The following is an 18390-nucleotide window of genomic DNA, read 5'->3' on the forward strand; positions in this document are numbered from 1 at the left end:
TTATAATGATATTCATGTTCAAAAACACATATAGGGAGTTAAAAATATGAACAACAAAAAAGTATCACCAACATGGATCTTAATGTCATTAGCTATCAGTGCTTTTGCCATTGGATCAACTGAATTCATCAGTGTCGGGATCATGCCGATACTAACTAAGACTTTTAATATCTCTCTAGCAACTGGTGGATTGACTGTTTCCATCTACGCTGCTGGAATAATGGTCGGTGCTCCAATTTTGACTTTGATCACCAATCGTTGGGGAAGAAAAAAATTACTGATCGGCATCATGGTCAGCTTCATTATTGGTAACTTGATCGCCGCCTTGGCACCAACTTTTTGGATTCTATTATTAGGTAGAATCGTAACGGCTCTATCACACGGTATCTTCATGGCAATTGCTTCACTGATTGCTGCTGATGTAGTGGAACCAAATAAACGTGCTTCTGCGATAGCTGTTATGTTCACCGGCTTAACTGTTGCTACTGTGACTGGTGTTCCACTAGGAACTTTTATCGGTCAAAACATCAATTGGCGTGCATCATTCTTCTTCCTAGTAATATTAGGTTTGATCGGATTGATCACTAATATTATCTTAGTACCAAATAACCTACCACTTCCTAAGCCAACTAATGCAAAAGGCTTGTGGAAAATCATCAAACAACCAGAATTACTAATTATCTTAATCATCACTGCTCTTGGATACGGCGCAACCTTCCCCGTATATACTTATTTAACGACTATTTTAAATAAACAAATGGGATGGTCCGAAGCCGCAATCGTCATTATTTTAATTTTTTATGGTGTAGCTGTCGCTATTGGCAATACGCTCGGTGGTCGTTTGGCCAACAAGAATCCACTAAAGGCACTACTAAAAATGTTAGTCGGACTTGGCATTGCCTTGATACTTGTTAGATTAACTATGAACATGCATCTACTAGGCTTGATTTCGATTTTGATCATGGGATTATTTGCCTTCATGAATGTTCCCGGATTACAGCTATATATCGTTCAACTTGCTGAAAAATTCACACCTAACGAAATTTCTCTAGCTTCAGCTTTAAATATTTCAGCTTTCAATGTCGGTATCACCTTTGGTTCATCGATCGGTGGACAAGCTGTCGCTGCTGATCAATTGAGTAATACTCCTTGGTTAGGAATAGCCATGCTGGTCGTTGGAATCGTCTTGATCGTTGTCCTACAAAAGATGGTTGCCGCCAAAGACTTGACACCAAATGATATTGAATTAGAGAATTGCTAAAACTTGAGTAATCTTCGAATGATGGTAAGATATTAATACTAGTTTATGAGGATGGTAATTATTTATGAAACAATCTATTTATAATATTGGCGTTGAAGCTACTATGAGCATTATTGGTGGAAAATGGAAGCCAATCATTCTCTGCCACCTCAAACATCAAACCATGCGTACCGGACAATTACGCCGTGCCATTCCCAATATCACTCAAAAAATGTTGACGCAACAATTACGTGAATTAGAAGACGACGGCATCGTGGCACGTAAAGTCTACAATCAAATACCACCTAAGGTTGAGTACTCATTGACTGAATACGGAGACAGCTTGAATCGCATCCTTGAAGAATTGTGCCTCTGGGGTGAAGACAACATTGCCCGTCGCAAAGCCAAAGGTGAAAACATTATTCTACTAAAAAGCGATTATCTAGATACACAAGACCTATCAGATGTTGAATAACTAAAAAGAACAGTTCATAACGAACTGTTCTTTTTGATTGAACATTAGTTTATTAATCGTGATATACTTTTAAAAGAGTTTATACAATTAATTGCGAGGGGATTTATCGTGGAAAAATATTATATAGTTGATAGTTCTATTCTCCCAGAATCATTTGATAAAGTTATCAAAGCCCGTGACTTGTTAGAGACTGGCAAATCAAACAACGTTAGTGAAGCTGTTAAGATGGTCGGTATCAGTCGTGGCACTTACTACAAATATAAGGACCTAGTCTATCTTCCAGATGAAGATATGAGTGATCGTAAAGCCTTGATTTCAATGATGTTAAATCACGAACAAGGTATCCTATCCAAAGTACTAGGAATTATTTCAGAGACTAACGCTAGTATCTTGACGATCAACCAAAACATTCCGATCCACAATATTGCCAGCGTTGTCATTTCCTTAGATATTAGCCATCTAACCGGCACGCTTGACGATTTAATGGATAAATTACGTGAATTTGATTTTATCAGTAATGTTCAATTGATATCTGTCGAGTAACTATTTAGGCCAAGCAATATACATTGCAATGATCACGCCAAAGGTACCAATACAATAGAAGAATTTTGAAATGTACTTACTTTTGATGTGACTAGCTGACAACAAAAATGACAACCCAATGACAAATGTCAGAGGAATCGTTAAAAAATTCATGCACTGTCCTCCGTTTAATTAGATTAATTATTAATACTAATGTAACGAAAAAATGTGACGAAATAATGAATAACATATGCCTATTTAATGCGCAAACAAAAAACGAGCTCTTGTAAGAAATCCAACCTGTGATTTCTAAACAAGAACTCGTTTTTTTATGGTCACTTATATTCAACAGCGACTAATGAACCTTCTTCATCTCATCTCTAACTTGAGAAATAAAATACAACGAACCAGTAACAAACAATACATCATCTGATCCCATTTTAGACTTAATATCATCAAGCCCATCGTGCCAGTCGTCTACCAACGTTATCTCATTGATATTCTTCAATCCGGCATAATCTTCCAAATTTAATGAACTAGGAAAATCAAAAGTAGTTATCGTGATCTCAATATTTGGCACTTGTTCCAGCATATTCAACATTTCATCGATGTTTTTGGTTGTAATGGCAGAGAACAACACGTTAATATGCTTATCACCAAATTCATTAACCATATTGTCAGTTAAACGACGCATTGCATGCGGGTTATGGGCACCGTCCATAATGATCATTGGATCTTCACTGACCGTTTCCATCCGAGCAGGCCAACGAACCTTTTTTAATCCTGAACGAATGTGACTCTCATTGACACGAATACTTTCATGCTGACAATATAAGGAGAATAATTCCAGGGCCACACCAGCATTCTCAGTCTGATGTTTACCCTTGAGTGGAATCCGTAGATCTTTGAGATCAAATTGGTGATTTCTAAAATTAAACCTCTCATTACGGTTCTTATCAAATCCAATATAATCAACTAAGAAATCTCTATTCTCACCATAAAAAGGAGCGTGGGTTTCAGTAGCTTGATGATCGATCACCGATAAAGCTTCATCCGGAATATCCCCAGCCACGATAGGAACATGATATTTGATAATACCAGCTTTTTGTTGAGCAATCTTTGCTAGCGTATCACCTAAAATATCAACATGATCCAAGCCAACAGTTGTAATTGCTGTAAGCATCGGATGGACAACGTTGGTACTATCCATCAATCCACCGATTCCAGCTTCAATAATGGCAATATCGACTCGATCTTTGAAGTAATAAAATGCCATCCCAGTTAGAATTTCAAATTCAGTTATACCTTGTAAGTGTTCATCTTCATCTAATCGTTCAATCAATGGCATAAACACATTTACTAATTCAACGAAATCATCCTCCGGAATTGGTTGTCCATTTACTGAAATACGTTCATAGAAAGTTTCGATATACGGTGAGGTAAATGTTCCAACTGTCAAATCGAGTTCTTCCAATAGACATCGAAGATACATGACAGTTGATCCCTTCCCATTCGTTCCAGCAATGTGAATACTCTTAACCTCATCTTCTGGATTGTCCAACATCTTTAACAAGGCATTGATCCTATCTAACCCTGGTCTTGATCCAAATTTTCTTCTCGTATGAATCCAAGCTACGGCTTCTTCACCTGTTCTGATCATAATTAACACCCCTTTATACTGATGCGATGATTACCTTTATGCAGCAAATCTCTTAGATAGTGACTTAAATGGAATAACATTGCCAAAGAATACGATCATAACAGTTTGAAGTGGCAACATTATTGATGCTTTGACGATGCGAATCATCCACAATCTACCATCTGTGAACGGAATCTTGTACATAATTGATAACCATAATGGTGTTAAGAACAAACTAATAATCAAAGTATTCAACAATACGCATAAAAAGGCATTCTTCCAACTTATTGGTTTCTTATAGAAGAAATATCCATACAAGACACCCGTAATAAATGAATTGAGGGTAAAACCGATAAAGAATGCACCTTTACCAAGAACTGTACTACCAATCAAATCCGCAATGACTGATCCGATCCCCGTCCAAAGTGGTCCGAATAAACTAGCCATAACAACTTGCGGTATAAAATCAAAAGTTATTTTTAACAATTGTGTTTCAAAACCAAAAACTTGTGACAATACTATCATTAATGCAATTAATAATCCCATTGTTGCTATAAATTGTGCGTTGCTTCTTTTATCCATTCCTAGCATCTCCTTTTAGAGCTGCCACATAAATCTTTATGCAGCGAATGCGTTGGCAAAACCGCAAATGGATCGTCATTTTTCGTTCGGAAAGCACATTCCGTCTCTCCGACACTTAACGCTCTACCAACTACTCTGTCCTATTTGATATTTTTTAATGTTGAAACTTATAACTAAAGTAATAAAATCCTGAAACAAAGATAGAACCACCAACAATATTTCCTAAATAAACTGGTATCAAGTTATTCAAGAAATCTCCCCAAGTAACTGCACCTTCGAAGATGGCTGCAGGAATCACAAAACAGTTGGCAATACTATGTTGGAATCCAATGGCAACAAATATCATAATTGGAAACCAGATACCGATTATCTTACCGGCAGCATCTTTAGCTCCGTATGAGAGCCACAATGCTAAACCGACAAACCAATTACAACCGATGCCCGAGACAAAACTGGCTATGAAGGGTGATGCTACTTTGCTTTGAGCAATATGGATCAAATCATCACGGAAAATTCCAACATGAGTCAATCCCACAATATACCCAAAGAAGTAAGCTACAAAAACGGCACCGATAAAATTGGCGAATGTAATAATAATCAAATTTTTAACAAAATCCCACCAATAAACTTGTTTAGCATATGCTGCCAAACTGACCGCCATCATATTACCAGTCACTAACTCGCCACCAGCTAATAAGATAACGATCAAACCAATGGGAAAGACGGATGCGCCAACTAAGGCGGCAATACTAGCCAAATCAGATGGAATCGATGCTGAAACTCTGATGTAGGCTAAATATCCTAAGGAAATCATGGCACCTCCGATGAATCCTAGAATAAGTTTTGCCAGAAGCGGCTTTTGAATCTTGGCTGTTCCTTTGGTAATACTTAATTCCACAATTTCTTCAGGACTGTACACTTTCTCATCCCCTATTTTCAAACTATATCCAATTCCTCAAACGTCCCCAAGATCTTAATATCTTGCGAAACACTAACGAACGCCTTTGGATCTACTTCTTTCATGATCGCAGCTAAGATTTCCATCTCATAGACGGTGATAACCGTGATCAAAACTGATTGAGTATTAAAATCATATGCACCATAAGCCTGCGGTATAGCAGTTATACCACGCTTTAATTTCTTTTGCAGTGCCGGTATTACAACATCTGGACGACGTGTAATGATCATCACTTGGACCTTTTGATGCTTGACGTAGACCAGATCAGTAACCTTTCCACTGACAAAGATCGAAACCAAACTGTAAAAGGCATATGGCCAGCCGAACAAATAGCCGGCAGTTAAAACAATCACACCATTAAAAGCCATGGAAATCGCTCCAACACTAATACCAGTTGCCTGACGCAAGGTAATGATCAATGCGTCCATCCCACCAGTAGAAATACCGTGTTTAAGAGCTAATCCCATTGAATATCCATTGATCAATCCACCGAAAACTGCACAAATTATTGGATCTTCGATCAACGTCATATTAGGCATTATTTGAATGGCAAATGAAGCAAATGTAACTGCAATGATAGTAAACACAACAAACTTACGATTGATCTTGAACCATGCCAGAATGAACATCGGAACATTAAGCAGGTAATAAATAACTGAGATAGGTATGTTGATGTTATCGGCTCTTTCAGCAAGTGTTGATAATATCTGAGCTATACCAGTTAATCCGCCAGAATAAATATGTCCTGGCTGCCAGAAGAAATTCAAAGCCATGGAATATAAGACAGCGTATATCATAGCAATCGTCAGTTTGGTAACTACATCTTGCCAAAACTTTTCTCGCTTATCATTCAACATGTTTTAAATTTGCATCCCTTCTAAATAACTTTTGATACCACAAAGAGCAAGTAAAAAGGTTCGCAGCGGTCTAAGTCATTCAACACTTTTTTACTTGCTCATATGCTAATTATTTAAATTGAATATCTAAGTCCACTGTCTTTTCAACAGCGTTCAATAAATTACCATTTTCAAGCACTTCTGTGGCTTTATTTAGTTCGTCGTAAATTTCGATATCTTTATCATTTTCGATGAAACTAACTGACTTACGGAATTCTTCGTATGCAGGTTGTGTACCTTTTCCAAGTCCGTATTGACGTGACTTGATATCTAAGGCTTGGCAAGCAGCCATGATTTCAGTAGCAACGATTCTTCTTGAATTGCCAATGATTTCTGCGGCTGTACGTGCAGCAGTTGTACCCATACTTACGAAGTCTTCTTGGTTTTCACATGAAGGAATTGAATCAACACTGGCTGGATGTGCTAAGATCTTGTTTTCTGAAGCAAGTGAAGCACAAGCATATTGTGTGATCATGAATCCTGAATTAAGTCCAGGATGTTTAACTAAGAATGAAGGCATCTTGCTTAATTGTGTATTAACTAAGCGCTCTACACGACGTTCAGAAACATTCCCGATTTCTGAAGCAGCAATTCCTAGGAAGTCAAATGGTTGTGCCATTGGTTCACCGTGGAAGTTACCACCTGAGATAACTTTTCCTTCACGAGTAACGATTGGATTATCAGTAACTGAGTTGATTTCGATTTCGACTTTTTCTTTAACGTAAGCAATTGAATCCTTACTTGCACCGTGAATCTGAGGAATACATCTCAATGTGTATGCATCTTGAACACGGTCCTGTGTTGCTTCAGTTGTGTAGTCTGAACCATCGATCAATCTACGGATGTTACGAGCTGTTGCTAATTGACCACTTTGTGGACGAATCGTGTGTAGATCTTCTTCGAATGGACTTGAAATACCGGAATGAACTTCTAATGATAATGCACCAGCAATATCTGAGAGTTTTAATAATTCGATTGAATCATATGTTGCTAAAGCACCAACAGCTGTTAGAACTGTAGTTCCGTTGATCAAGGCTAGTCCTTCTTTAGCACTCAAGCGAATTGGTTCAAGACCAGCATTTTCCATGGCTGTCTTACCAGGTAGTAATTCGCCTTTGTAATAAGCTCTACCTAATCCTAATAGTGGCAGAACCATATGTGCTAATGGAGCTAAGTCTCCTGATGCACCTAATGAACCTTTTTCAGGAATAAATGGATGTACTCCCGCATTTAACATATCCATCAATGCTTTAACTGTACTCAAGCGAATTCCTGAGAATCCTTTTACAAGTGAATTAACACGAATCAACATAATGGCACGAACAACATCTTCTGGGAATGGATCGCCATAACCTGATGAATGTGTTCTGATCAAGTTCTCTTGTAATTGAGCTGTGTCTTCTTGAGAAATACTTACATTACAAAGTGAACCAAATCCTGTGTTAACACCATAAACAACACGTTTGTCTTCAACAATCTTATCGATGATCTTACGTGAGTCATTAACTGCTTGTTCTGACTCAGGTGCGATACTTACCTTGACGTTATTCCGTGCTACTGAAACAACATCTTCAAGTTTCAAACTGTTACCGTCTAATACGATTGTCTTTTCTTTGATCATTTGTAAAACCCCCATTTATTTTTATAATTCAAAATTTTAAGCTGGATCTACATCATCTGAATCTATATTTGAATTCCCATCAGATCCCAATTTCTTACCTCTAATAAACAAGAAGTACATTGTACTTGCTACAATTACACCCACAAGTCCAGCAATAAGGTTAACCGGATTAGCTGCAGCAACTACCCAAGCACTAACAATAATGGAAATTACAGGAATAACTGGTCCGAATGGTAGTTTGAAGACTGGTTCGTTGTCCATTTTTTTCTTTCTTAACCAAATTACGGCAAGTGCAGTTGGAATGTATTGAAAGAATCTGAAAACAACACTTAATTCAGCTAATTGTTCGAATGAACCACTTAGTAAGAATAGAACTGTAATAATACCTGAAACGATAATGGCAACGAATGGAGCGCCTTTTTTATTTTGTTTAGCAATAATTTTTGGTAACAATCCTTCGTCAGAGATAGAAGCTCCATAACGAGGGATCATCAGTGAATCACCCATATTCAATCCAGCAATTGAGATCAATGCACCGATTGAAATAATCCACTTACCAGCAGGTCCTATCATTTCTACGAAAGCATCTTGAACAGGAGCGTTACTTTGTAAGATCCCTGTTCCTAGCATTGCGATGGTTCCGGCAATAATCATGAAGTAGAATAATGAAACGATACTGATCGATCCGATAATAGCCTTAGGAACATTTTTCTTTGGATTACGCATCTCACCAGCAACAACTGGCAAGGCTTCGAATCCGATAAATGCATAGAACACTGTCAACGCAGTTGAAGATGCAGCCTTAGAAATCGTCATTCCAGGACTCAATTGTACGAACGGTGTGAAGTGTCCAACTTTGATACCATGTTTAATGAAAAAGATTGTAACAAGAGTAAATGCAATAATTGGAATAATCTTAGCGATAGTAATTGTAATTGTAAAAACCTTTGAAGTTTTAATACCAGTACTATTGATAATTGATAAGAACGTTACTAATAAGATACTTATAATTGTGTTTTTTCCTTCTAACGAAGGGAATGTTTGAATCAATAATTTAGCAAAACCAGCTGCCATAGCAGCCCAAGCTACGATAGTAACGAACCAACCTAGGATACCAACGTTGAATCCAACGAAGTCACCAAATGCTGTTTTAGCATATTGGAAAGCTCCACCGTTCTTGTTGAAATATCCAGAAACTTCAGCGAAACAAACCGCTAGCATCAGAACCAGCAATACATCCAGTAACATGGCGACCAATGAAGCTGGTCCCAAGTCCTTGTAGATGTCCTTTGGTAGAAGGAAGATCCCTGATCCGATAACAGCATTGATACCATAGAGCGTGGCTCCATTAAGACTGAACTTTGCGTCTTCGCCGACCTTATCTAATTCCTCGATATCTTTGATATCTGAATCTTCAGGAATTTGGCTTTTACTTTTCATGTTTGATTCTCCTCTCAGTGTTAAACCTGTTCTTGAAGCGCAATTCTTATTTTGATTCCTTCTCACTTGTCCAAACTAAAATGGCCATAGGATTTATTGAAGAACCTGCCGCACTTGTCACAAACATTGTCGAGGTTGAATTTGTTTTAAAATATAATGATTCATTTTTACTAACGAATTTACTTTGCATTGATTCGTCGTCTTTAAAAATCACTGAGCATCCATGTAAGAAATAACAAATGTATTCTGTATCTTCCTTAAGCTTCAAAGATTTATTATCGATTAGAAAGTTTATATGTCCTTCAAGATCAGAACGATATATCAAATTAAAATCAACACATTTGCCATGACTAGTAATCTTGTCATCTCCTGCAAAATAATATTTTTGAAATGGATCCAGAGTAATCGTCTTAGTTCCATTCTCCAAAGTTAATTGATTTTGCAGCGGTAATATTATTCGGTTATAACCCGGCAAGGGTGTAAATTCTGTCGTATCTAATTCAACTGTCGCACTAGAAATCCGATAGTCAAAATTGCCTGGTCGATATTGTCCATTGGTTGGGGATAGATAAAATTGCTTTGTCTGACCCCCACTCCAATTTGAAACTTGGTAGTCATCCTCTGTTACTTTAAGTAATTTCATTTCTAGAATAGTCCAGAGATATTTCCATTCTCATCAACATCAATACGTTCTGCAGCTGGTGATTTTGGTAATCCTGGCATTGTCATAATTGCCCCAGTTTGAGCAACGATAAATCCGGCACCGGCAGAAACTTTCAAGTTACTGATCTTAACTGTGAAGCCTGTTGGTGCACCTAACTTCTTAGCATCGTCAGAGAATGAGTATTGTGTCTTAGCCATACAGATTGGATAGTCATTAAATCCTAATCTTTCTAATTCTGATAGTTGTTTACGTGCTCCGCGTGTTAATTCAACACCTTCACCGCCATAAACTTTTTGTACGATCTTGTTTAATTTCTCTTCAATTGAATCTTCCAAATCATAGACAAAGCTGAAGTTATTTGGTTGGTCAGCGGCTTCAACTACTGCATTAGCTAGTTCAACAGCACCTTCTCCACCTTTACCCCATACATCAGATAAGGCAACTTTGACACCAATATCTTCACATGCTTGTTGTACAACAGCTAATTCAGCATCGGTATCGTTAGGGAATTTGTTAATAGCCACAACTACTGGCATTCCATAAACATTTTGGATGTTATCAATGTGCTTCTTCATATTTGGTAATCCAGCTTCTACTGCTTCAACATTCTCTTCATTCAAGTCTGTCTTCTTGACGCCACCATGCATCTTTAAGGCACGAACTGTTGCTACAAGAACAACTGCATCTGGTTGCATATCAGCTAGACGACACTTGATATCGATGAACTTCTCAGCACCAAGGTCAGCACCAAATCCTGCTTCTGTAACTGCATAGTCTGAATACTTCAAAGCAAGTTTTGTAGCTAAGATACTGTTACATCCATGGGCAATATTAGCGAATGGTCCACCGTGAATGAATGCTGGTGTGTGTGCTAATGTTTGGACAATATTAGGATTGATAGCGTCTTTCAATAAGGCTGTCAATGCTCCTTCTGCCTTCAAGTCACCAGCTGTAACAGGATCACCATCCATGTTATAAGCAACGATCATCTTACGTAATTTTGATTTGAGTTCAGTAATATTATTTGATAGGCACAATACAGCCATAACTTCTGAAGCAACTGTAATATCATAACCATCTTCACGAGGAACACCGTTCACACGTCCTTGCAATCCATCCACAATATGACGTAATTGACGATCATTCATATCAACCACACGTTTCCATGTAATCTTACGAGTATCAATGTTCAAGGCATTTCCTTGATGAATATGATTATCTAATAAGGCAGCTAATAAGTTATTTGCGGCACCGATAGCGTGGAAATCGCCTGTAAAGTGAAGATTAATATCTTCCATAGGAACAACTTGAGAATGTCCACCACCAGCAGCTCCACCTTTGATACCAAAGACCGGTCCTAATGATGGTTCACGAACAGCAATCGCTGCTTTTTTACCAATATTTGATAATGCATCAACTAATCCAACTGATACAGTTGTCTTACCTTCTCCGGCAGGTGTTGGCGTGATGGCTGTAACTAGGATAAGTTTTCCACGTTGGCTAGCATCATCTAGGTCTTTCATGTTGTTAATATCGATCTTAGCTTTGTATTTTCCATACATTGATAAATCATCTTCAGGAATACCAACTGATTCAGCAATTTTTTGGATTGGTTCCATTTCAACTTGGTTTGCAATTTCAATATCAGATAAACTTGCCATAATATTTAATTCCGCCCTTCTCATCAGTATTAACAGCTATACAATTTTCAAAATTTCTTCGTAGATCTTATCTGCCAAAGGACATCCTTCTTCTAATAAGGCTGTTCCTTTTTCTTTGTAATCTTGTACGAATGCTTCGTCTTTGATGCCTGATAAGTTGATCAATACGTTCAGCCATGCGCCTTGAAGTGCTGACTTCAAATTCAAAGCAGCAACTCCTAAGTCACTGGCTGCATTAGTATTTGACTTACCAATAATCGATTCAGTAACTCGCAATGCTTCGACACATTTCTCCATAATGTCAAATGGTGCTTTAGTAGCGCCTTGAAGTGCTTGTTGCATGGCACTTCTACGTGCAGCTTTTTCTTCATCAGTCGACTTAGGCATGGAGAACACGGCTGACACTTCATTGAATGCTTCCGTATCCTTATCGATAGCGTCAAGCAATTCCAGTTGTAATTTTCCAGCTTCTTCACGAGTTTCTTTGGCAATATCTTCAAATTCTAAATATTTCTTCTTGCCAATCGTAAGTTCAGTCACCATCTTAGTTAACGAGATTCCCATTGAACCGGCAAGTGCAGATGCTGAGCCACCGCCTGGTGCTGGTTCATCCGAACCAAGAACAGTCATGAATTCACGTACTTGCATGTCAGTTAATTTCATTGGTCGTTCTCCTTAAATTAAGTGGTTTTCTAGAACTTGTTTGTTGTAGTCGAAGTCCTCAACTTGTAAGTAATATTCAGCAACATCTACGAGAGCTTTAGCAGGTGTTAATCCAATAACTTCACTACCAATAATATTTACTCCATAACGTTTAGCTTCGAATTTGATTGTTTCGAATGTACGATATAATGGTGTTCCTTCGTAATTGACCATGTTCATGGAGACTTGAGCAATATTACGATCTTCAAGCATTAATCCGATACCCTTGCAATACTTGAAACCGCCACTTGAACCACGAACGATCTTGGCAATCTTCTTGGCAATAGTTACATCATCTGTATCAAGGTTTACGTTGAATGCTACTAGCGGCATACGTGCACCAATAGCTGTAACTCCGGCTGTTGGGTGAATCTTTCTCTCACCATAATCAGGTGCCCATTCATCTTGGAGGAGCTTTTCAGGCATACCCTCAAATTGGCCTTTTCTTACTTTGGCAAGATTTCTACGTGCTGGTGTAGATGCTGAATCCTCGTACAAGAAGATTGGAATATCTAATTCATCATTAACACGTTTAGCAACTTTCTTTGAAATTTCAACACATTCATCTGCGGTAATGTTCTTGATTGGTACAAATGGCACTACATCAGTTGCGCCCATACGTGGATGACCACCTTCGTGCTTAGTCATATCAATATGTTCACTTGCATATTTAACGAGTTGGAATGCTACTTCTTGAATTCCATCTTCGTCACCAACTAATGTAAATACACTACGATTATGATTTGTATCTGAAGAATGATCTAATAGTGTGACACCTTGGACACCCTTGGCTGTCTCAACTAAACCATCAATTGTTTCTTGATTTCGGCCTTCGCTAAAATTTGGAATACATTCAATTAATTTGTCCATGATCAAACATCCTTTCAAATTTGTGTACTTGATTGCTTTAATAAAAGACAACAAATCCAGATTTCCATGGGTCACAATTGTGGATTTTCATCACCTCGATCTGTATAAAAATCATCCACGACTTCTGGATATCCCCCGAAATGTTTTTCAAAACCTGATTTATCTGTTATCGCTTTCATTAACCGCTATTAACTTATCATGGTAGTTAAAACCGGTCAATAGCGCCCGTAGCAAGGGTTTCAGCGATTTTAATATTTCAATCATATATAATTTTTTTAGTTTTATAAAATAATGTTTAAACACATTTTTATAAAATCCAAAATTTGACACTTTTTTGACAGTGGTTTTTTAAGCTGATATTTTCAAAAAAGTTATAGCTATCAGTGATTCAATTAATTTTATCGATACAAACTATTAGGATTACTAATAGAAATCAAGTTACGATAGGTTGGCTAAAAAAGTCAGAATATCCGCCTAAATATTTGTCAAGTGAACTATTTCTCAATATCACTTCTTTTGACGTTTAATAGATTCAAACATTAAAAAATATCAGCTAAAATTAATTTTTTCTAATCATTCAAAAAAACAGAAAAGGCGCTAAAAATAACTAATTTTGTCATTTTTAGCGCCTTACTCTATATTATTTTTTTAATTTATTAACCATTCTTGATCGAATCAGATCCGTCAAAAATTCCGTCTAAATATTGCAGTTCAAAACGATCACGATACTGACTCAAGTTCTCTTTGGCTTTTTCAAAGTAAAAAGCTTCATTTTGACTAAGTAACTCATGTAATGATGGATCATTGATCAAATGGTCATTGATCATTTTTTTAACAATTGCTTGAATAAAGTAAACTATTCCCATATCTCTGGGATTGGATAAATGCGTGTAGTATTCGTTAAAACTCAATAAAAATCTCAAAACTGATTCATAATCTCCATCGTGCAACTCATTCAAGGCTAGATACGCATTGAGTTGCGTCCGTTTCCATGGAGACGTCAAATTATCATATAATCCACGTGCCTTTTGAAGATATACTTTTGATCCTTCATAATCTTTCTTGGCGTACAGTGAAATCCCCATATCAACATAAAAAATAACCAAACTAGTTTTTAAGCCTGTTGCTTCGCATAACTCAATAGCTTTCTTCTCATAGTTGACGGCTTCGTCGTAATTTTCACGTAATCGTTCGATTTCAGCTAGATAATCGTACGCTGCCGCAATATTGCTTGAATATTTCTCTTTGACTTCATCGGAAATGGTAAATATTGTCACTGACTCGACTAATAGATGCTCAGCCTCCGTCAGATTACCGACCATTAAATAATAAAGTCCTTTGAGACGCAATAAAATACCAATAGATTGATGGTCATTTGATCTGATCGAAATATTCATCGCTAAATCTATGTAATGCACCATATCATCTGCATTGTCAGTTTGAATGTAGTAATAGATCATCTGACGATAACCACGAATCAAGAAGTCATCATGATGGAACTCTTTGGCCTTAACGATCACACGTTGAATGTTCTCAATTCCTTGATTGTAATTTCCATAATTAATGTAGTACCTACCTTCGAAGTATAGGTACTTCATCAACAACAGTTCATATGTCTGATTTCCTTCGTACTGATATTCGATTGCCTTGAGACGCTCACCAATTTGTTTGAACTTAGCCAGTTCGTCATGCCACTCGATACTTTCTAATTCTACTGATTCCTTGTTGTATTCAGTATAAATTGGAAATAATTCGTGTTGGAACTTCAGTGATATTTGGAGATGTGATAACTCATAATCCAGTGACTTCAATTCTTGATTAGCGTATTTGTAATGATAGGCAATCTGTGACAACAACGTTGACTCGTCGTCCACAGTTCGTAACTTCTGTTCTAACAATACAGCAATTTTTTCATGGATCACTCGTAACTTTGATGGTGCTTGTTGTGAATAAATAAATTCACGAAACTTGTTATGCGTGAAGCTCAGCTGAATCTCACCTTCAACCATATTCTCATTTAATAGTTGATGATCCTTGATCGTGGCAATATCACGAGCAATACTGTCCTCGGTACGATTCAACAATGTAGAAATGATTTTTACCGGTGCTTGCTTAGGAAAGTAAGAAGCCACTTCTAAGATTTCTTCTTCACCTGGTTCTAAATCTTGTAAGATAAACTTCAATTCTTTTTGAATCTTTGGTGTCATGTAATCTGGTCGCAAACCGAGTTTGATCTGTCTAACGTATTCCATCAAAAAGAACGGATTCCCTTCTGACTCAGAATACAATTCATTGACTGTCGCAAAATCTAACTCATTACAAGGCATTTGTTTGGCAAGAAAAGCTGTCATAGAATCACGATCAAAGGGCTTTAGATCAATAATATTGAGTTTTCCATAATGACTAACAGTATTGATAAAGTCATCGATACTCGTCTGATAATTAGATCTGAGCGTTAGTAAGAATAACGTCTGATCATCGTGCAACATCAGACTAGTTAATAGTCTCAGACTCCATTCATCCATCCACTGTAAATTATCAATATTGATTATTAGTTTATTATCTTTTTCGATTATTTTTAGAACTTCCAGAATAATCTGTGATAAGTAATTGATATCATCATCGGTCAAATTATCATCAAAGTTTCTTAAACTGTCATCTGAAAAATACGGAAAGAATTTTTGACACGTCTTCTCGAACGTATTCGAAGTTACGATCTCGTTATCTTTGATGATCATTTCGATTTTTTGAAGGATCTCTCGCCATGGTCGTAACGTAAAGAATCTTTCTGAGTGGAAACAAGTAAAGTTCAATAATATGTGTTTCTTACGTATGTTACTAATGACTAAATCGGACAATGCCGTCTTACCCATCCCGGCATCCCCTTGAATAATGATTGACTTGAAATTGTGATCATGAAAGAACCCGTCGAAGTTAGCTTCAAGCGTTTCGATTTCCTGTGTCCGTCCAAAAAACTTAAAACTCTCAACGTTCTCTTCATGATTCTTTTTACGATTAACTATTTCTAGAGTTTTTTCGTAAATCTTACGTGTTTCTTCGCTAGGTTCTATTCCTAGCTCTTCTTTTAAGGTACTAACTAATTCATAATACGCTTCGATGACCTTACCGTTGCGATGGCTATCTTGATAAAATCGCATCAACAATTGATAATTTCGTTCATCGTATTCATCGATCGCAATCAAACGTTGAATATTTCTCTCAACATCATCAAATTGATTGTTAGCAATGTCATTGGAAACTTTGTGGTAACAGTTTTGGACAAACTTCTGCTCATAAATATTGCGCATTCTTGTTGTCCACTGATCAAAGTTCTCAGAATCCTTCAAGAAAAATCCTTTTAAGAACTCTCCTTGATACTCACTTAAATATTCATTCGGATCTGAAACAAATTCTTCAACATCACTTTGAACAGGTAATTCATCATTTAACTGTAAAACAGACTTGTTTGGTGAAACGACATAATCGTCGCCAAGAACTTTATTAGCCTGATAAATCGTATTGCGGAGGTTTTTTCTAGCACTCTGTTCGGATTTATTCGGCCACAACAAACCAGCAATTTCATCTCTGCTGATAGATTGATTGACAGCTAAATAATACAAAAGAGCATTGATTTTGGAGAATGAGAAAAAAATCTGTTGGTCGGCTAAATAGATCTTGGGATTACCAAACAATTGAAATTTTAGTGTTTTCTTCATATTATGCTCACCCCACAATTACTATACGTCAAAAAAATGTCAAAAGACACAGTTTTGTGAAACCGATAACAAAAAAATCGGTTCTCAATCATATTTTGAGAACCGATTCATTAATTTTTTAATTAAACTCTTTGTCTATCTTGCACTACTAGATTACCGTTCTTATACACTTCACTAACTAGATTGCTGGCGAAGAAATAGAATGGATAGTCAATGTTTGGTGAGTCAAAAATAGTAATGTCCGCATTCTTGCCTTCGTCAAAACTACCGATACTTTCATTGCGACATACAGAATAGGCAGCATTGATCGTCACAGCATTAAGAACTTGGATCGGTGTCAACTTCATCATAAATGTCCCTAACTGCATAATGAATTGTAAGTTTGACGTTGGGCAACTACCTGGATTGCTGTCAGTTGTTAGAGTGATTGCCATACCACGTTCAATCATTTTTTTAGCTGGTGCATAAGTATCTTGCATCAAGCTGAAAGTTGTACCAGGAAGTAAATTACCAATAACATGTGCTTGGCTTAACTTATCGATACCTTCATCCGTTATGACCATTAAATGTTCTGCACTAACTGAGCCTAATTCTGCAGCTACATCAACCCCACCGATCGAATCGATTTCATCTGCATGAATTCGTAATTTGAAGCCTTGATCCTTGGCAGCTTGCAATAAACGTTTGGATTGTTCAGCTGTGAATACACCTGTTTCGCAGAAGATGTCGCAGAACTCTGAAAGATGTTCTTCTTTAACCTTTGGCAACATTTCATTGATAATCATATCAATGAATTCATCTGATCTACCTTTATATTCTGGAGGAACAGCGTGAGCTGCCATAAATGTCGATACTAGATCCATATCATGATCATCATTGATCTGTTTGATTACTTCTAGCTGTTTCTTCTCTGTTTCCCAGTTTAATCCATAACCACTCTTAGCCTCTACGGTAGTGACTCCGTGAATGATCATGTCGTCAACTAATTTTGATGTCTTATTGTATAACGTCTCAAAACTGGCATCACGAGTTGAATTAACGGTACTAAGAATTCCTCCACCAGCTGCTAAAATGTCCAAATATGGGACACCGTTTAATTTTTTGGAAAATTCATTTTCACGACTACCACCATAGACCAAATGCGTATGACAATCGATCAAGCCCGGGGTTGCCATCTTTCCAGTATAATCAACCACTTCAGTAGTAGGAGCAATGAGTTCAGAATCCGGTTGTCCTTCCCCGATTGCTAATATTTTGCCATCCTTAACAGCGATATATCCATGTTCAATGATCTTTGCATCGGACATTTCTTCACCTCTTAATGGATGACCAATGTCTGAGGGACAAAAAATCTGATTAAAATTCTTCAAAATCTTATCTGCTTTCATTTTGCACACTCCATCA

General features: G+C 37.2%; 16 protein-coding genes and 1 riboswitch. Of the genes, 3 read left to right on the forward strand and 13 right to left on the reverse strand.

Features of this window, described 5'->3' with window-relative positions; genetic code table 11:
* Nucleotides 1-46 precede the first annotated feature (46 nt).
* The 3 genes from U8519_RS08710 (at nucleotide 47) to U8519_RS08720 (ending at nucleotide 2258) form a co-directional block, all read left to right on the forward strand.
* On the forward strand, nucleotides 47-1261 hold the full coding sequence (locus U8519_RS08710; protein ID WP_334329938.1) for an MFS transporter: 1215 nt from the start codon (nucleotides 47-49) through the stop codon (nucleotides 1259-1261).
* A 64-nt stretch (nucleotides 1262-1325) separates the two neighbouring features.
* On the forward strand, nucleotides 1326-1715 hold the full coding sequence (locus tag U8519_RS08715; protein ID WP_334329939.1) for a winged helix-turn-helix transcriptional regulator: 390 nt from the start codon (nucleotides 1326-1328) through the stop codon (nucleotides 1713-1715).
* Nucleotides 1716-1823: 108 nt separating this feature from the next.
* Complete coding sequence (locus U8519_RS08720; RefSeq protein WP_334329940.1) at nucleotides 1824-2258, forward strand: ACT domain-containing protein; 435 nt, start codon at nucleotides 1824-1826, stop codon at nucleotides 2256-2258.
* Here U8519_RS08720 and U8519_RS08725 read toward each other — a convergent pair whose 3' ends face one another.
* The 13 genes from U8519_RS08725 to hutI all read right to left on the reverse strand — a co-directional run bounded on the left by U8519_RS08725 (nucleotide 2259) and on the right by hutI (nucleotide 18374).
* Entirely contained in the window at nucleotides 2259-2411 is a 153-nt protein-coding gene (locus tag U8519_RS08725) for a hypothetical protein (protein ID WP_334329941.1), read from the reverse strand.
* Nucleotides 2412-2592: 181 nt separating this feature from the next.
* On the reverse strand, nucleotides 2593-3897 hold the full coding sequence (locus U8519_RS08730) for a bifunctional folylpolyglutamate synthase/dihydrofolate synthase (RefSeq protein ID WP_334329942.1): 1305 nt from the start codon (nucleotides 3895-3897) through the stop codon (nucleotides 2593-2595).
* Nucleotides 3898-3933: 36 nt separating this feature from the next.
* Nucleotides 3934-4458, reverse strand: coding sequence for a folate family ECF transporter S component (locus U8519_RS08735; protein WP_334329943.1), 525 nt, complete (start codon nucleotides 4456-4458; stop codon nucleotides 3934-3936).
* Nucleotides 4459-4497: 39 nt separating this feature from the next.
* Nucleotides 4498-4598: riboswitch (THF riboswitch) on the reverse strand.
* 14 nt (nucleotides 4599-4612) lie between these two features.
* Nucleotides 4613-5377, reverse strand: a complete 765-nt coding sequence (locus U8519_RS08740; protein ID WP_334329944.1) for a formate/nitrite transporter family protein — start codon at nucleotides 5375-5377, stop codon at nucleotides 4613-4615.
* A gap of 17 nt (nucleotides 5378-5394) precedes the next feature.
* Nucleotides 5395-6273 carry a YitT family protein gene (locus tag U8519_RS08745; protein WP_334329945.1) on the reverse strand — a complete coding sequence of 293 codons (879 nt, stop codon included), beginning with the start codon at nucleotides 6271-6273 and terminating at the stop codon, nucleotides 5395-5397.
* 109 nt (nucleotides 6274-6382) lie between these two features.
* Nucleotides 6383-7933 carry a histidine ammonia-lyase gene (gene hutH, locus U8519_RS08750; protein WP_334329946.1) on the reverse strand — a complete coding sequence of 517 codons (1551 nt, stop codon included), beginning with the start codon at nucleotides 7931-7933 and terminating at the stop codon, nucleotides 6383-6385.
* Between the two features lie 36 nt (nucleotides 7934-7969).
* Nucleotides 7970-9373 (reverse strand): APC family permease, encoded by a 1404-nt coding sequence (locus U8519_RS08755; RefSeq protein WP_334329947.1) that lies wholly within the window; start codon nucleotides 9371-9373, stop codon nucleotides 7970-7972.
* A 46-nt stretch (nucleotides 9374-9419) separates the two neighbouring features.
* Nucleotides 9420-10016 (reverse strand): HutD family protein, encoded by a 597-nt coding sequence (locus U8519_RS08760; protein WP_334329948.1) that lies wholly within the window; start codon nucleotides 10014-10016, stop codon nucleotides 9420-9422.
* 2 nt (nucleotides 10017-10018) lie between these two features.
* Nucleotides 10019-11698: a formate--tetrahydrofolate ligase gene (locus tag U8519_RS08765; protein WP_334329949.1), complete on the reverse strand. Its 1680-nt coding sequence runs from the start codon at nucleotides 11696-11698 to the stop codon at nucleotides 10019-10021.
* A gap of 36 nt (nucleotides 11699-11734) precedes the next feature.
* The gene (locus tag U8519_RS08770) at nucleotides 11735-12361 is read right to left on the reverse strand and encodes a cyclodeaminase/cyclohydrolase family protein (protein ID WP_334329950.1); all 627 of its coding nucleotides are present in this window, start codon (nucleotides 12359-12361) and stop codon (nucleotides 11735-11737) included.
* Between the two features lie 12 nt (nucleotides 12362-12373).
* A complete protein-coding gene (gene ftcD, locus U8519_RS08775; protein ID WP_334329951.1) occupies nucleotides 12374-13270 on the reverse strand; it encodes a glutamate formimidoyltransferase in 897 nt (298 codons plus the stop codon).
* Nucleotides 13271-13926: 656 nt separating this feature from the next.
* Nucleotides 13927-16986, reverse strand: a complete 3060-nt coding sequence (locus U8519_RS08780; RefSeq protein ID WP_334329952.1) for a BTAD domain-containing putative transcriptional regulator — start codon at nucleotides 16984-16986, stop codon at nucleotides 13927-13929.
* Nucleotides 16987-17108: 122 nt separating this feature from the next.
* Nucleotides 17109-18374 carry an imidazolonepropionase gene (gene hutI, locus U8519_RS08785; protein WP_334329953.1) on the reverse strand — a complete coding sequence of 422 codons (1266 nt, stop codon included), beginning with the start codon at nucleotides 18372-18374 and terminating at the stop codon, nucleotides 17109-17111.
* Nucleotides 18375-18390 lie beyond the last annotated feature (16 nt).

Source organism: Companilactobacillus sp. HBUAS59699 (assembly GCF_036913575.1).
GTDB lineage: Bacteria > Bacillota > Bacilli > Lactobacillales > Lactobacillaceae > Companilactobacillus.

What these genes read in the sequence shown, in the direction of transcription:
- U8519_RS08710 (WP_334329938.1), top strand. Translation starts at nt 47, where the DNA reads ATGAACAACAAAAAAGTATCACCAACATGGATCTTAATGTCATTAGCT.
- U8519_RS08715 (WP_334329939.1), top strand. Translation starts at nt 1,326, where the DNA reads ATGAAACAATCTATTTATAATATTGGCGTTGAAGCTACTATGAGCATT.
- U8519_RS08725 (WP_334329941.1), bottom strand. Translation starts at nt 2,411, where the DNA reads ATGAATTTTTTAACGATTCCTCTGACATTTGTCATTGGGTTGTCATTT.
- U8519_RS08730 (WP_334329942.1), bottom strand. Translation starts at nt 3,897, where the DNA reads ATGATCAGAACAGGTGAAGAAGCCGTAGCTTGGATTCATACGAGAAGA.
- U8519_RS08735 (WP_334329943.1), bottom strand. Translation starts at nt 4,458, where the DNA reads ATGGATAAAAGAAGCAACGCACAATTTATAGCAACAATGGGATTATTA.
- U8519_RS08745 (WP_334329945.1), bottom strand. Translation starts at nt 6,273, where the DNA reads ATGTTGAATGATAAGCGAGAAAAGTTTTGGCAAGATGTAGTTACCAAA.
- hutH (WP_334329946.1), bottom strand. Translation starts at nt 7,933, where the DNA reads ATGATCAAAGAAAAGACAATCGTATTAGACGGTAACAGTTTGAAACTT.
- U8519_RS08755 (WP_334329947.1), bottom strand. Translation starts at nt 9,373, where the DNA reads ATGAAAAGTAAAAGCCAAATTCCTGAAGATTCAGATATCAAAGATATC.
- U8519_RS08760 (WP_334329948.1), bottom strand. Translation starts at nt 10,016, where the DNA reads ATGAAATTACTTAAAGTAACAGAGGATGACTACCAAGTTTCAAATTGG.
- U8519_RS08765 (WP_334329949.1), bottom strand. Translation starts at nt 11,698, where the DNA reads ATGGCAAGTTTATCTGATATTGAAATTGCAAACCAAGTTGAAATGGAA.
- U8519_RS08770 (WP_334329950.1), bottom strand. Translation starts at nt 12,361, where the DNA reads ATGAAATTAACTGACATGCAAGTACGTGAATTCATGACTGTTCTTGGT.
- ftcD (WP_334329951.1), bottom strand. Translation starts at nt 13,270, where the DNA reads ATGGACAAATTAATTGAATGTATTCCAAATTTTAGCGAAGGCCGAAAT.
- U8519_RS08780 (WP_334329952.1), bottom strand. Translation starts at nt 16,986, where the DNA reads ATGAAGAAAACACTAAAATTTCAATTGTTTGGTAATCCCAAGATCTAT.
- hutI (WP_334329953.1), bottom strand. Translation starts at nt 18,374, where the DNA reads ATGAAAGCAGATAAGATTTTGAAGAATTTTAATCAGATTTTTTGTCCC.